The 14,455-nt window shown below is 73.0% G+C and carries 13 protein-coding genes; 10 read left to right on the top strand and 3 right to left on the bottom strand.

The window, feature by feature from the left end; all coding sequences use genetic code 11:
• Window positions 1-7: 7 nt before the first annotated feature.
• Window positions 8-982, top strand: coding sequence for an ABC transporter ATP-binding protein (locus tag ACFY30_RS01515; protein WP_390843165.1), 975 nt, complete (start codon window positions 8-10; stop codon window positions 980-982).
• On the top strand, window positions 975-2,018 hold the full coding sequence (locus ACFY30_RS01510) for an ABC transporter ATP-binding protein (protein ID WP_390843164.1): 1,044 nt from the start codon (window positions 975-977) through the stop codon (window positions 2,016-2,018). Before ACFY30_RS01515 ends, ACFY30_RS01510 begins: the two co-directional genes overlap by 8 nt.
• Window positions 2,019-2,169: 151 nt before the next feature.
• On the opposite strand, the gene ACFY30_RS01505 is transcribed toward ACFY30_RS01510, so the two are convergent.
• The gene (locus ACFY30_RS01505) at window positions 2,170-4,305 is read right to left on the bottom strand and encodes a prolyl oligopeptidase family serine peptidase (protein ID WP_390843163.1); all 2,136 of its coding nucleotides are present in this window, start codon (window positions 4,303-4,305) and stop codon (window positions 2,170-2,172) included.
• Window positions 4,306-4,484: 179 nt separating this feature from the next.
• Here ACFY30_RS01505 and ACFY30_RS01500 point away from each other — a divergent pair, with 179 nt between their 5' ends.
• The 8 genes from ACFY30_RS01500 (at window position 4,485) to ACFY30_RS01465 (ending at window position 12,558) form a co-directional block, all read left to right on the top strand.
• A complete protein-coding gene (locus ACFY30_RS01500; RefSeq protein ID WP_030783885.1) occupies window positions 4,485-4,679 on the top strand; it encodes a hypothetical protein in 195 nt (64 codons plus the stop codon).
• A gap of 418 nt (window positions 4,680-5,097) precedes the next feature.
• Entirely contained in the window at window positions 5,098-5,961 is an 864-nt protein-coding gene (mshB, locus tag ACFY30_RS01495) for an N-acetyl-1-D-myo-inositol-2-amino-2-deoxy-alpha-D-glucopyranoside deacetylase (RefSeq protein WP_390843162.1), read from the top strand.
• Window positions 5,961-6,371, top strand: coding sequence for a DUF6113 family protein (locus ACFY30_RS01490; RefSeq protein WP_390843161.1), 411 nt, complete (start codon window positions 5,961-5,963; stop codon window positions 6,369-6,371). Before mshB ends, ACFY30_RS01490 begins: the two co-directional genes overlap by 1 nt.
• A gap of 154 nt (window positions 6,372-6,525) precedes the next feature.
• A complete protein-coding gene (locus ACFY30_RS01485; RefSeq protein WP_390843160.1) occupies window positions 6,526-8,994 on the top strand; it encodes a hypothetical protein in 2,469 nt (822 codons plus the stop codon).
• Between the two features lie 91 nt (window positions 8,995-9,085).
• Window positions 9,086-10,003: an ABC transporter ATP-binding protein gene (locus tag ACFY30_RS01480; protein WP_390843159.1), complete on the top strand. Its 918-nt coding sequence runs from the start codon at window positions 9,086-9,088 to the stop codon at window positions 10,001-10,003.
• On the top strand, window positions 10,000-10,740 hold the full coding sequence (locus tag ACFY30_RS01475) for an ABC transporter permease (protein ID WP_390843158.1): 741 nt from the start codon (window positions 10,000-10,002) through the stop codon (window positions 10,738-10,740). Before ACFY30_RS01480 ends, ACFY30_RS01475 begins: the two co-directional genes overlap by 4 nt.
• On the top strand, window positions 10,737-11,948 hold the full coding sequence (locus tag ACFY30_RS01470) for a sensor histidine kinase (protein ID WP_390843157.1): 1,212 nt from the start codon (window positions 10,737-10,739) through the stop codon (window positions 11,946-11,948). The genes ACFY30_RS01475 and ACFY30_RS01470 overlap by 4 nt, the downstream gene beginning before the upstream one ends.
• Window positions 11,941-12,558 (top strand): response regulator transcription factor, encoded by a 618-nt coding sequence (locus ACFY30_RS01465; protein WP_390843156.1) that lies wholly within the window; start codon window positions 11,941-11,943, stop codon window positions 12,556-12,558. The genes ACFY30_RS01470 and ACFY30_RS01465 overlap by 8 nt, the downstream gene beginning before the upstream one ends.
• Window positions 12,559-12,584: 26 nt before the next feature.
• Here the strand turns inward: ACFY30_RS01465 and ACFY30_RS01460 are convergent, their stop codons facing one another.
• Window positions 12,585-13,427 carry a tetratricopeptide repeat protein gene (locus ACFY30_RS01460; protein ID WP_390843155.1) on the bottom strand — a complete coding sequence of 281 codons (843 nt, stop codon included), beginning with the start codon at window positions 13,425-13,427 and terminating at the stop codon, window positions 12,585-12,587.
• On the bottom strand, window positions 13,424-14,419 hold the full coding sequence (locus tag ACFY30_RS01455) for a GNAT family N-acetyltransferase (RefSeq protein WP_390843670.1): 996 nt from the start codon (window positions 14,417-14,419) through the stop codon (window positions 13,424-13,426). Before ACFY30_RS01455 ends, ACFY30_RS01460 begins: the two co-directional genes overlap by 4 nt.
• Window positions 14,420-14,455: the final 36 nt, after the last annotated feature.

Here is a 14,455-nt window from a genome sequence, read left to right as displayed (position 1 = left end):
CGGACGGATGCTGCTGGAAGTGCGTGATCTGCGGGTGGAGTTCCGGACCCGGGACGGGATCGCCAAGGCCGTCAACGGGGTCGGCTACGCGGTCGACGCGGGCGAGACGCTCGCGGTGCTCGGTGAGTCCGGGTCCGGCAAGTCCGTCACCGCGCAGGCGGTCATGGGCATTCTCGACACACCGCCCGGGAGGATCACCGGCGGCGAGGTCCTCTTCCAGGGCAGGGACCTGCTGAAGCTGAAGGAGGACGAGCGCAGGAAGGTCCGTGGCGCCGAGATGGCGATGATCTTCCAGGACGCGCTGTCCTCGCTGAACCCGGTGCTCTCCGTGGGCGACCAGCTCGGCGAGATGTTCGTCGTCCACCGGGGCATGTCCAGGAAGGACGCGCGGACCAGGGCCGTGGAGCTGATGGACCGCGTCCGCATCCCGGCGGCCCGGGAGCGGGCCGGGGACTACCCGCACCAGTTCTCCGGCGGTATGCGCCAGCGCATCATGATCGCGATGGCGCTCGCCCTCGAACCGGCGCTGATCATCGCCGACGAACCGACCACGGCTCTCGACGTGACGGTCCAGGCCCAGGTCATGGACCTGCTCGCGGAACTCCGGCGGGAGTACCGCATGGGGCTCGTCCTGATCACCCACGACCTCGGCGTGGTCGCCGACGTGGCCGACCGGATCGCCGTCATGTACGCGGGCCGGATCGTCGAGTCGGCGCCCGTCCACGACCTGTACAAGGCCCCGGCACACCCGTACACGCGCGGGCTGCTCGACTCCGTCCCGCGCCTGGACCAGAAGGGCGGGGAGCTCTACGCCATCAAGGGCCTGCCGCCCAGCCTCATGGACGTCCCGCCCGGGTGCCCGTTCCACCCGCGCTGCCCGGCCGCCCGGGACGTGTGCCGGACGGAGGTGCCGCCGCTGTACGAGGTGGACGAGGACCGCGGGAGCGCCTGCCACTTCTGGAGGGAGTGCCTGCATGGCTAGGACCGCGTCGGCCGAGCCCCTCCTCGAGGTGAGCGGACTGCACAAGCACTACCCGCTCACGCGGGGCGTCCTGTTCCGCAAGCAGGTCGGCTCGGTGAGGGCCGTCGACGGCGTCGACTTCACGCTCGGGAGGGGTGAAACCCTGGGCATCGTGGGCGAGTCCGGCTGCGGCAAGTCCACCGTCGCACGCATGCTGGTCAGCCTGGAGCGGCCGACGCACGGGCGGATCCGCTACAAGGGCGAGGACATCACCCGGCTGTCCGGCAGGGCGCTGAAGGCCGTCCGCCGCAACATCCAGATGGTGTTCCAGGACCCGTACACCTCCCTCAACCCCCGTATGACCGTGGGTGACATCGTCGGGGAGCCGTACGAGATCCATCCCGAGGCGGCCCCGAAGGGCGACCGGCGCCGCAGGGTCCGTGAGCTGCTGGACGTGGTCGGCCTCAACCCGGAGCACATCAACCGCTACCCGCACCAGTTCTCCGGCGGTCAGCGCCAGCGGATCGGCATCGCCCGCGGCCTCGCCCTGCGCCCCGAGGTGATCGTCGCCGACGAGCCGGTGTCCGCCCTGGACGTCTCGGTCCAGGCCCAGGTCGTCAACCTCCTGGACCGGCTCCAGGCCGAGTTCGAGCTGTCGTACCTCTTCATCGCGCACGACCTGTCGGTCGTGCGGCACATCTCGGACCGGGTCGGGGTGATGTACCTCGGCCGGATCGTGGAGACCGGGCGGGACACGGAGATCTACGACCACCCCACCCACCCCTACACCCAGGCCCTGCTGTCCGCCGTCCCCGTGCCGGACCCGAGGGGGCGGGAGCGGCGGGAGCGGATCATCCTGTCCGGTGACGTCCCGTCCCCCGCGGACATCCCCTCCGGCTGCCGCTTCCGCACCCGTTGCTGGAAGGCCCGGGAGCGGTGCGCGCGGGAGGTTCCGGTGCTCGCCGTGCCGGCCGGGCTCCCGCAGCCGGACGGACCCGCCGCGCACCCCTCCGCCTGCCACTTCGCGGGGGGCGATCATGGCAACGTGGGTGCATAGCCGCACATTTGTACAGCAACCGCGTTAACACGCAGGCAACTTGGCTGACCCGATTCCGATATACGGACGCGTCACTCTGAACAGCGTACGGCCGTGCGGGTGCCGTAAACGGGCCGGGGCGCGCCATGTCGCCCCGGCCCGTTGCCCTGCGCTACCGCAATCCCAGCGAACGCTTCAGGAAGTCCACCTGAAGCAGCAGCAGGTTCTCCGCGACCTGCTCCTGCGGGGTCATGTGGGTGACGCCCGAGAGCGGCAGCACCTCGTGCGGGCGGCCGGCCGCGAGCAGCGCCGAGGACAGCCGCAGGGCGTGCGCGACGACCACGTTGTCGTCGGCCAGGCCGTGCACGATCATCAGCGGCCGGTGCGGCTCGGCGGGCGCCGACAGCCCGGCGTCGGTGACGAGCGAACTCTTCGCGTACGCCTCGGGGTTCGCCGCCGGGTCGCCCAGGTAGCGCTCGGTGTAATGGGTGTCGTACAGCCGCCAGTCGGTCACCGGGGCGCCCGCGATGCCCGCGTGGAAGACGTCCGGGCGGCGCAGTACGGCGAGGCCCGCCAGCCAGCCGCCGTAGGACCAGCCGCGGATCGCCACCCGGGTCAGGTCCAGCGGGTGTGTCCTGGCCAGGTCCTGGAGCGCCTCGATCTGGTCGTCGAGGCTGACCGTGAAGTCCTGGTGGACCGCCTTCTCCCAGCCGGGGGAGCGGCCCGGGGTGCCCCGCCCGTCGGCGACGACCACCGCGAAGCCCTGGTCGGCGAACCACTGCGAGGTGAGGTGCGCGTTGTGCGCGGCGAGGACCCGGGGGCCGTGCGGGCCGCCGTAGGGGTCGAGCAGGACGGGCAGCAGGGGTGCCGAGGGGCGCGAGGTGTCACCGGGGTAGTCCGTAGGCATAAGCACGGCGCACGGGATACGTCGTGCGCCCCCCTCGGTGAGTGTCACGCGGGGGGACAGACCGGGATCTTCCGCATGCGACCGGACCGTCGCTGTCTGCTTTCCGTCCCGCAGGACCCGCACCAGGCTCCCCGGCCGGTCCAGCGCCGCCGACACCAGCACGGTCACGCCCCCGGCGCGTACCGCCGTGTGGACGCCGGGCTCCTGGGAGACGCGCTCGACGCCGAGTTCGTTGACGCGGTAGACATGCACCTCGCCGATTTCCGGGCACTCCGCCTCCTCGCCGGCCGACGCGGAGACCAGTACGTCGTCGGCCGTGACGTCCAGCACCGCCCGTACGTGCAACTGGGCTCCGGTCAGCGGCCGTTCGCCGACCGCGAGGACCCGGGCGCCGCCCTCGTCGGCGATCCGGACCAGTCGCCCCGACGGGCTCCAGCACGGCACTCCAGGGAAAAGATCCAGCCAAATCGGATCTTCGTCGGCGTGCACCATCCGGGTCGTCCCGGAGTCGGTGTCCACGGCCAGGAACAGCTGGCTGCGCTGGTCGCGCGCCTGTACGAGAAGCAGCGGGCCACCTGCCCCTGACCAGTGCACTCGCGCCAGATACGGATAGCGTGCCCGGTCCCAGACGACCTCCGTGCGCACCCCGTCGAGGCCGAAGACGAACAGCCGCACATCCGCGTTGGCCGTCCCGGCCGCCGGATACGGCACGTGTTGTGGGTCACGTTTCGGCTGTGCCGGATCGGAGATCCACCACCGCTCCACGGGTGTGTCGTCAACCCGCGCGACGAGCAGCCGGTCCGACTCCGGCGCCCACCAGAACCCCCGCGAACGCCCCATCTCCTCGGCCGCGATGAACTCGGCCAATCCATAGGAAACCGTGCCGGAATCCGGCTCCGCCACCGTCCGGTCGCCCTCGCCCTCGGCACCCACGACCCGCAGTGCACCCCCCGCGACATACGCGACGAGCCGCCCGTCGGGGGACGGACGGGGATCGACCACCGGCCCCGCGACCGGCAGTTCCCGTGCCGTCCCGGCCCGCAGCTCGGCCGTGAAAAGCCGCCCTGACAAGGCGAAAGACGCCAGCTCGACGGCCTCGTCGGTGGCATAGCCGACGATTCCGGCGCCGCCCTCGCGACTGCGCTCACGGCGCGCCCGCTCCTCGGGCGAGAGGTCCTCCGCGGCCCCTCCCAGGAGGGCGCGCGGGTCGGCGGCCACGCGCTCCGCGCCGCTCACCGGATCGAGGACCCACAGGGCGCCTGCGCGGTCCGTGCCGGAACCGGAGCGCAGGAACGCGACCCGGGAGCCGTCGGGGGCCACCGTGAACGAGCGCGGCGCGCCCAGCGTGAAGCGCTGGGTGCGGGCGTGCCGGCGGGGGAAGGAGTCGGACTCGGTCGTCATCCCCCGACCATATTGGCCATGCGCCCCCTTGTGCGGCTGTGCGCCGAGAGATGCGCACGCACTCATAGTTATGATCACTAGCGCACTGTGGGTATGAACCTGCTGGCAGTTGTATGGATTTACAAGTTCCCTCGTTCTGTTCTGCCCCCACGTTCCCGGGTTCTTGGAGGTGAGCCGCCGTGGCACTCTCGATTTCGGCGGTGGTGCTGCTGGCGATCATCGTCTTCTTGTTGATCAAGAAGTCAGGGCTGAAGGGCGGCCATGCCGTCGTCTGCATCCTGCTCGGCTTCTACCTCGCCTCCTCGACGATGGCGGGGACGATCAACGACCTGACGACGAGCGTGGCGAGCATGATCGGCAGCATCAAGTTCTGACGGCAGCCGTCACGGGAGCTCCGGTGGGCGGTCGACCGGAGCTCGCCCCTCGCTGCCGTGATCCGCGCAGGGCGATTCGGCGGCGTCCTGGCCGAGGAGTCCCTCACCCGTACCGGCACGCGCGCCGAGGGCCCCTCACCGTGCGACCGCCCTCGGGGAGCGGGGCCTCGACATCCCCGACGGGGTCCGCGAGCGCGTCACCGGCTGCGCCGATCCGGACCTCCTCCGCACATGGCTCACCCGTGCGCTCACCGTCCACTCCGCCGAAGAGATGTTCACCGAGCCGCAAGACGCCGTCTGAGTCCCGGGAGGTGTCGCCCCGCGGACCGTTCGCCGTCGCCCACGTGCTGGACGACGAGGGATGACGGTTCGGGCAGGCAGGTGACCGGGGGCGATCGTCGCCTCGTAGGGTGGGTGTATGACGGAACTGCCCGCCCGGCGTCTGCTGCTGGTGCACGCGCACCCGGACGACGAGTCGATCAACAACGGCGCGACCATGGCCCGGTACGCGGCCGAGGGTGCCCGGGTGACGCTGGTCACCTGCACCCTCGGGGAGCGGGGCGAGGTCATCCCGCCGCACCTGCGGCACCTCGGCGGTGCCGCCCTGGGCGAGCACCGCCTGCGCGAGCTCAAAGACGCCATGGCCGCACTGGGCGTCGGCGACGTCCGGCTGCTCGGCGGCGCGGGCCGGTACGGCGACTCCGGGATGATGGGCCTGCCCGACAACGACGACCCGGGCTGCTTCTGGCAGGCGGACGTCGACGAGGCCGCCGCCGCGCTGGCCGAGGTGCTGCTGGAGGTGCGCCCCCACGTGGTCGTCGCCTACGACGACAACGGCGGCTACGGCCACCCCGACCACATCCAGGCCCACCGCGTCGCCCTGCGCGCCGTGGAGCTCGCGGCCGGCGCCGGGTGGACGGTCCCCAAGGTCTATTACAACCGCGTCCCGCGCTCCGTGGCCGAGGCCGCCTTCGCCCGGCTCCGGGAGGAGCTGCCCGGGCTGCCCTTCGCCAGGAGCGCCGCCGTCACCGACGTACCCGGCGTCGTGGACGACGAGCGGATCACCACCGCGATCGACGGCACCGCGTACGCGTCCGCGAAGGCCGCCGCGATGCGCGCGCACGCCACCCAGATCGAGGTCGCCCCGGGCGAGCGGTACTTCGCGCTCTCCAACGAGCTGGCGCAGCCCCTGTTCACCACCGAGTACTACGAGCTCGTGCGCGGGGAATCGCCCTCCGGGCGGGAGACCGACCTGTTCGCCGGCGTCGGGGAGGTGGCGTGATGTCCGGGCACGGCTCCCTGCTCGCCCAGCCCCTCCAGCGGCCCTCCGCCGGGCGGATCGCCGTCCACGCCGGACTGCTGCTCCTCGGCGCGCTCACCGGACTGGCCGGTGCGCTCGTGCAGGCCGGCTGGTTCCCTGGCGGACTGCTGCTCGCGCTCGCCGGCGCGGCCGGGCTCTTCCTGGGCGGCGCACGGGCCACCCGCAGCCGCGGTGGCGCGGTCGCGCCCGCCGCCGGCTGGATGATCGCCGTCATCGTGTGCACCGCGGGCCGTCCCGAGGGCGACTACCTCTTCGGCGCGGGCGGCGGCTCCTATCTCTTCCTGCTCGGCGGCATGGCACTTGCTGTGATCTGCGCCACCCTTGCGTTCGGGCGGCAACCGGTCGGGCCGGACGTCCGACTTGGCAAGTGACGTACCACTTCGCCAGGGCGCGGGCGTGCGAGTCCCGTGTGGGTTTCAGCGGCGGTCGTGGGATACGCGCCAGAAGTGGCCAGTATGGTGGTGCGCGCCGCCGAGCCGCCCGTGAGGTCGTGGCGGGCGGCGGAGCCAACCTGGAGAACCTGCCTTGAGTCGTGAAACTGACACTCCGTCCTCCGGGCCCAACGGGCGCGGCGGGGCCGCGTACCCCTCGGGTACGCCGCCGTACGGAACCCCCGTGGTGTCCGACGGCGGTGCGGACGCGGGCCGTTCGGCCGCCCAGCCGGAGGAACGCAAGACCGAGACCACGCTGACGACCCGGATCCGGATCAACATCCCCGGTTCGCGGCCCATTCCGCCGGTCGTCGTGCGCAAGCCCGTAGCGGACTCCGAGGGCGACGACACCGCTGCCGACGCGCAGCCCGCGTCGCCCGCCGGCTCTCCGGGCACCACGGGCTCCTCCGGGTCGGACACGGGCACCTTCGAGGCGCCCGCCGAACCCGCGCCCGCCGCCGACGAGAAGACGAGCGACTGGTTCGCGCCGCGCAAGTCCGGCGCGCCCAAGGGCGGTCAGGGCGGCGGCTCCGCCAACGGGGCCGGGACCCCGGGCGGTTCGGCCGCGGGCACGGGCGGCTCCGGTGCGGGTGCCTCCGGTGCGGGGGCCTCCGGCGGCGTCACCGGTGCTCCGGGTGCCGGAACCGGTGGCGGGGGCGGCGCGCGTCCCGGTGCCGGAGCCGGCGGCGGACGGGCCGGTGGCGGACGGCCCGGCGGTGTGGTCGGTTCCATGAGCGCCCCGACGGGCACCCGTCCCGGCGGCACCAACGGCGCGGGTCTCCCCGGCGCCACCGGCGGTCCGGTGGCTCCCGGGCACGGCGGCGGCACCGGTTCCTTCGACGTGACCGAGGCGCTGGCCGCGGGCCCGCTCGGCACCTCCAGGCCCGTACAGACACCGGGCCAGGGCGGCGGCGGTACCGAGGCGCGCCGCGACGAGCTGCCGTACTTCTCGGACAACGGCGGCGACCAGAACGGCTTCCCCGGGACGGACGGCCAGGGCGGCGCCCCGGCGGGCCCCGGCAGCCGGCACGACTTCACCGCCCCCTCCGGCCCGGGCGGCCGGCACGACTTCAACGGCCCGGACGTCCCCGCCGGCCCGCACGGCCGAGGCGGCCCGCAGGGTCCCGCGGGCCCGACCACCGGCCCGGTCACCGGCGACGGCCCGATGGTGCCCCCGATGACGCAGAACGCGGCCGGCCCGGCGGTCGGCGCGCCCGGCATCCAGGGTGCGCCCGGCGGCCCCGGCGGCTACGGCCGTCCCGGTGGCCCGGCGGGTCCCGCCGGCCCGCCGCATGGTGCCGCTCCCGGCAGTGGCCCCGGCCCGGGGACGGGCCGGCTGCCGGGCGGCGGCCTGAGCGACGACACCGCGATCCTCACCCCGCAGAAGCCCGCGCCCGAGCCGGGCGCCGGCGGCTACGGCCGTCCCGCCGACAACGTCTCCGGGCACACCGTCACCAGCGGCATCCCGGTCGTGCCCGCCGACGGCCAGGGCGGCCCCGGCGCGTCCTTCGCGCCCGGCGGCTCCCAGAGCGGCGGCGGGCCGGGGACGCAGACCCCGCCCAAGGCGTCCGCCCCGGCCGCGCGGAACGCGTCCGCGGACTCCAAGAAGAAAAAGAAGAAGGGCCGCAGCAAGCTGGTCCTGCTCGGCGGCGTGCTGGTCCTCGGCGGCGTCGGCGTCTACGGCGCCGGCCTGCTGATGAACCACTCCGACGTGCCCAAGGGCACCACCGTGCTCGGCGTCGAGATCGGCGGCGGCACCCGCGACGAGGCCGTCAAGAAGCTCGACGACGCCTTCGACGAGCGGGCCGCGCAGACGCTGAAGCTGTCCGTCGACGGCGACACCGTCTCCCTCAAGCCGGACCAGGCGGGCCTGCAGTTCGACATCCAGGCCACGGTCGACGACGCCGCGAAGAGCGACTACAACCCGGTCTCCGTGATCGGCTCGCTGTTCGGGCAGCACCGCGAGGTCGAGCCCGAGATGCCGGTCGACGAGGAGAAGCTCCAGGCCGCCCTGGAGAGCGCGGCGGGCGGCGCCGGATCGGCCACCGACGGCACGATCAAGTTCCAGTCGGGCAAGGCCGTCGCCGTCTACGGCAAGGCGGGCCAGGGCATCGACGCGGCGAAGGCCGAGGACGCCGTCGTCACGGCGTACCGCACCCAGGTGGAGACGGGTTCGACCCCCGCGGTCAAGGTCCCGACCACGACCCGGCAGCCGACGATCACCGACGCCGAGGTCGACCGGATGATGAAGGACTTCGCCGAACCGGCGATGTCCGGCAACGTCAAGATCGAGGTCAAGGGCACCACCAAGTTCATCGAGTTCAGCCCGAAGAACTCCCTGTGGAAGTTCCTCGGCGTCCAGGCCGTCGACGGCAAGCTGGTGGAGCACTACGACCCGGCGGCCCTCAAGGAGCTGTACGGCGGCACCTTCGACGGCGTCCTGATCACCCGCGGCACCGGCCAGAAGACGGCCGTCACCGTGCAGGACGTCATCAGTGCCCTGCGCCCGGCCCTGAAGAGCACCACGGACCGCACCGCGGTCATCGAGACCGACCCGTCCTGACGCGACGGCGGTGCCGCATGACATCTGTCATGCGGCACCGAGGACTCCCGACACTGCCGCCGGGCAGGCCCCGGGAGCGACGATCGCTGTCATGACGACGAAGACAGCACCCGTGGTCGGCTTCGACCAAGTGAGCAAGAGCTACGGCGACGTACGCGCCGTGGACGGGCTGACCCTGGAGCTGCACCCCGGGGAGACCGTGGCGCTGCTCGGGCCCAACGGCGCCGGCAAGTCGACCACCCTGGACCTGCTGCTCGGCCTCAAGCAGGCCGACGACGGCACGGTCCGCGTCTTCGGCACCAGCCCCCGCGAGGCGATCGTCGCCGGGCGGGTGGGCGCCATGCTGCAGAGCGGCGGACTGATGGACGAGGTCACCGTCGCCGAGCTGGTCGGGCTCGCCTGCGCCCTGCACCCGAAGCCCCACCGGGCCTTTGACGTGCTGGCCCGCGCGGGCATCGCGCAGCTGGCCGGCCGCAAGGTCGACAAGCTGTCCGGGGGCCAGGCCCAGCGCGTCCGCTTCGCGCTCGCCACGGCCGGAGACAGCGACCTGATCGTCCTGGACGAGCCCACCACCGGCATGGACGTCACCACCCGCAAGGGCTTCTGGGCCACCATGCGCGAGCAGGCCGACCAGGGCCGCACGGTCCTGTTCGCCACCCACTACCTGGAGGAGGCCGACGCCGTCGCCGACCGGGTCCTGGTCCTGCACCGGGGCCGGCTGCTGGCCGACGGGACGGCGGCCGAGATCAAGGCGAAGGCGGGGGTGCGGAGGATCTCCTTCGACCTGGCGCAGGAGCGGATCGACGAGACCGCGCTGCGCGCGCTGCCCTACCTGACCACCATCGACATATCCGGCCGGACGGTCCGCATCCAGTCCTCCGACGCCGACGCCACCGTCCACGCGCTGTACGGCCTCGGGGCCTACCCACGCAACCTCGAAGTCGCCGGGCTCGGTCTGGAGCAGGCCTTCGTCGCCCTCACCGCCGCCGAGGAGGCGAGGACCAGGTGAACAGCCTGATCAAGCTGGAACTGACCCGCGCCCTGCGCAACCGCAAGTTCCTGTTCTTCTCGGTGATCTACCCGTCGGTCCTGTTCCTGCTGATCGCGGGCAGCGCCGACGCCACCGAGAGGATCGACGGCACGGGCCTGACCCTGCCGACCTACATGATGGTCTCGATGGCCTCCTTCGGCGCCCTCACGGCCGTCCTGATGGGCAACAGCGAGCGCATCGCCAAGGAGCGCGAGAGCGGCTGGGTACGGCAGCTGCGGCTGACCACACTGCCGGGCCGGGGGTACGTCCTCGCCAAGACCGCGAGCGCCGCGGTGGTCGGCCTGCCGTCCGTCGTCGTCGTGTTCGCCGTCGCCGCGGCCGTGAAGGGCGTACGGCTGGACCCCTGGCAGTGGCTGGCGCTGACCGGCACGATATGGGCGGGCAGCCTGGTCTTCGCCGCGCTGGGCGTCGCGATCGGGTACCTCGCGAGCGGCGACGCGGTCCGCCCCGTCACGATGATCGTCTACTTCGGGCTGTCGATCCTGGGCGGCCTGTGGATGCCGACGACGACCTTCCCGCAGTGGCTGCAGGACGTGGCCGGGTGGGTGCCGACCCACGCGTACGCTGCCGTGGGGCAGGCCATCGAGCAGAGCCGGGCCCCGCACGGGAGGGACATCGCCATCCTGGTCGTCTTCTTCGCCCTGTTCACGGGCGGCGCGGCCTGGCTGTACCGGAAGGACACCCTGAAGGCGTGAGCGCGACGACGGACGACCCGCTGCCCCGGGAGGCCCGGCAGGGACCGGCGCTCCTGCTCGGCCGGCCGGCCCGCGACCGGCGTGACCTGCTGCGGCGCAAGGTGCTGTGGATCGGCGTCTGGCTGGTCTTCCTCAGCTCCCCGGTCCACGACCTGGTCACCGGCGGCCACACCGCCGGCGGCACGGCCGGCGGCTGGCTGGGCCTGGCCGTGTTCGTCGCCGTCTATCTCTCCCTCCTCTTCCGGAACATGGGGGCCACGCCCTACCCGCCCAGGCTCATCGCCACCCTGATCGCCGCCATGACCTTCCTCGCCACGCTGCTGTGCCTCGCGCTCGGCTCCGCCTGGCTGGGCCTGTTCTGCTACGTCTCCGTGGCCTGTGGGGTGGCCCTCCCGTTGCGCTCGGCGTACTGGGCCATCCCGGCCACCGCCGCGTCGATGATGATCGTCGGCCTGCGCGTCGGCGAGGAGGAGGCGGCCGATCTGCTCGTGCTGGTCCTGCTCATCGGCTTCGCGATGACGGGCGTGATCCAACTGGTGCGTACGACCGTGGAGTTGCGCAAGGCCCGCGCCACGGTCGCCCAACTGGCGGCGAACGAGGAACGGTTGCGGCTGGCGAGGGACCTGCACGACCTGCTGGGCCACTCGCTCTCGCTGATCACCCTGAAGAGCGAGCTGGCCGGCCGGATGCTCCCCGCGCATCCCGAGAAGGCGGCCCAGCAGGTCGCCGACATCGAACAGGTCAGCCGCCAGGCGCTGGTCGACGTCCGCGAGGCCGTCACCGGCTACCGGCGCCCCCGCCTCGCCGCCGAACTCGCCGGGGCCCAGGTCGCGTTGACGGCCGCAGGCATCACCGCCCAGGTGCCCGCCGAACCGGACCTCGACGGCGTGCCCGAGGACAGCGAGTCCGCCCTCGCCTGGGCCCTGCGCGAGGCGATCACCAACGTCGTACGCCACAGCGGGGCCGCCCGCTGCACGGTCGACGTGATCAGGCGCCAGACCCTCGACGGAGCCGTCCTGGAACTCTCCGTCGAGGACGACGGATCGGGCGGTCCGGGAAAGGGCCCCGGCAACGGCCTCACCGGTCTGACCGAGCGTCTGGAGAAGGCGGGCGGCACCCTGGAGGCGGGCCGGGCCGGACGCGGCTTCCGCCTGGTCGCCCGCGTCCCGGCGGCCCCGGCCCCGGACGTAGGATCCCGCCATGAGTGACGGCACGATCAAGGTCCTCCTCGCCGAGGACCAGTCGATGGTCCGCGAGGCGCTGGCGGCCCTCCTCGGTCTGGAGGACGACATCGAGGTGGTCGCCCAGGTGGCCCGCGGCGACGAGGTCCTCGCCGCCGCCCGCGCCCACGACGTCGACGTGGCCCTCCTCGACATCGAGATGCCCGGCATGACGGGCATCGAGGCCGCGGCCCGGCTGCACAAGGAACTCCCGCGGCTGAAAGTGGTCGTCCTCACCACCTTCGGCCGCCCCGGCTATCTGCGCGGCGCCATGGAGGCGGGTGCCGACGCGTTCCTGGTCAAGGACGCCCCGGCGGCCCAACTGGCACAGGCGGTGCGCAAGGTGCTGGCGGGGGAGCGGGTCATCGACCCGACCCTGGCGGCGGCGGCCCTGGCGGAGGGGGCCAACCCGCTGACGGACCGCGAGCGGGAGATCCTGCGGACGGCGGCCGACGGCTCCACCAACGCCGAGCTTGCGGCGGAGCTGCACCTGTCCCAGGGGACGGTCCGCAACTACCTCTCGACGGCGATCCAGAAACTGGCGGCGCGGAACAGGGCGGAGGCGGTACGGATCGCACGGGAGAAGGGCTGGCTGTAGGCGACCGCGTCACCCTGCGGCCGACGTCAGTTCAGCATCGCCCGCGCGGCCTGGGCCTCCCGCCGCACCCGCTCGGCGGTCCCCTCGTCCACCACTTCCACCAGGTCCGCGTACTCCTCCAACTCGGCCGCACCCCCGACGAAGTCACCCCGCCGGACGAGCAACGCGCCCTTCTCGTAGCGCAACCGGGCCGGATGCGAAGGGATCAGCAGCGACAACTCCACCCCCCACAACCCCACGTCCGACCGCTCCGGCCTGGCCGCCGCCCACGACCGGATGTTGTTGAGGATCCGCACGACCACCTCCAACGGCTCGGCAGGGGCCAGCATCGACGGCTCAAGCCGCGCCCCCGTCGCCCCGGCCACCAGCAGCTCGGCGTCGCCCCCCGTCAGCACCCGGCCCCCTTCGAACGGGTCGACCAGCACCTGTCGTCCGATGTCCCCGGGCGGCCCGAACCCGACCACGAAGTGCCCCGGCAGAGCGACCCCGTAGACCGGTGCCCCGGCCCGCCGCGCGACCTCCACCCACACCACCGACAGCAGGATCGGCAGCCCCCGCCGCCGCGCCAGCACCTGATGCAGCAGGGAGGACTCCAGCCGCTGGTAGTCCGGCGCGCTGCCGTGGAACCCGTACCGGCCGCCCAGCAGCTCCCGCAGCGCCTCCGCCCACGCCCCCGCGCCGCCCGGCCGGAACGGCACCTCCCCGGCCAGCCGGTCGAGCTCCGCCTGCGCGGCGTCCAGCCCGGCCTCGTCCAGTTCCGGGTCCATCGCCGCGCCCACCAGCAGGCACAGCATGGCCAGGTCGGGCCGCTCGGCCCGCGCCTCCGCGGAGAACAGCCGCCGCACCTCAGCGGGGTCGTAGGCGCTCACGAAGGCTCCCGGTAGTGGTGGTAGGCGTGGTGCGCCGAGAACCCCATCCGGGCGTACAGCGCCCGCGCCCCCGCGTTGTCCTCCTCCACCTGCAGCCAGGCGGCCGAGGCGCCCTCGTCCAGCGCCCGGCGGGCCAGCGCGGCCATCACGGCCGTGGCGAGACCCTTGCGCCGATGTGCCGGATCGACCTCCACGGCGGCGAACCCGGCCCACCGCCCGTCCACGACACACCGCCCGATGGCGGCGGGCACACCGCCGGACGGGTCGGGCACGGAGGCGAACCACACCGACGGTCCGCTCCCCAGCACCTTCAGGGCCACCTCGCTCACCCCCTTGCGCTGGTACCGCGCCAGCCACGCCTCGTCGGCCTCCCGGGCCGACGTCACTCCTTCAGCGTCCGCCCGGTCGGCCAGCGGCGCCAGCGCCCCGGTCCACAGCTCCGCGGTCACCTCGCGCACCCATCCGCGCCGCTCCAGTTCGACGCAGAGCCGCTCCTGGGCGCCCTCGGCGCCGGTCGCCGTCTGCACGTAGGCGGGCAGGCCGCGCTCTCCGTACCAGCGTCGTACGGCGCTCAGGGCCTCGTCGAGCGGTACGCCCGGGTCACCGAGCGGCAGCACGGAGTTGGCGCGCCGGGTGTATCCGGCGGCGGCCCGCAGCTCCCACCCGCCGAGCCGCTCGCTCTCCACGGGCCGCCAGGCCCGCGCGGCGACCGGGGCCAGCTCCTCGTAGGTGGCGGCGGGCCCCCGGCGGCGCGCCCGGGCGGCCGGGACGACCTTCCCGGCGACGAGTGAGGACGCGTCGATCCGGACGCTCTCCCCGCTCCTGCGTGTGATCACCAGCACACCGTCGTCCCATGATGTGAGAACACCCACCGTGTCGGTGAATTTCCCCTCCGTGACACCAGTGTCGCTCAAGCGCCGTACAGAGACGCGTTTGCCCACGTCAGCAGTGGTGATACGGACCTCGAGGCGTCCGTAGGCCGAGAATTCCACAGGTCGGTTCACCCCTCCTGTTCGGATCATGCCCAA

This window comes from Streptomyces sp. NPDC000345 (genome assembly GCF_042898825.1).
Taxonomy (GTDB): domain Bacteria; phylum Actinomycetota; class Actinomycetes; order Streptomycetales; family Streptomycetaceae; genus Streptomyces.
The sequence above is the reverse complement of the archived record's forward strand: the minus strand, read 5'-3'. Positions and strand labels throughout refer to the sequence as shown.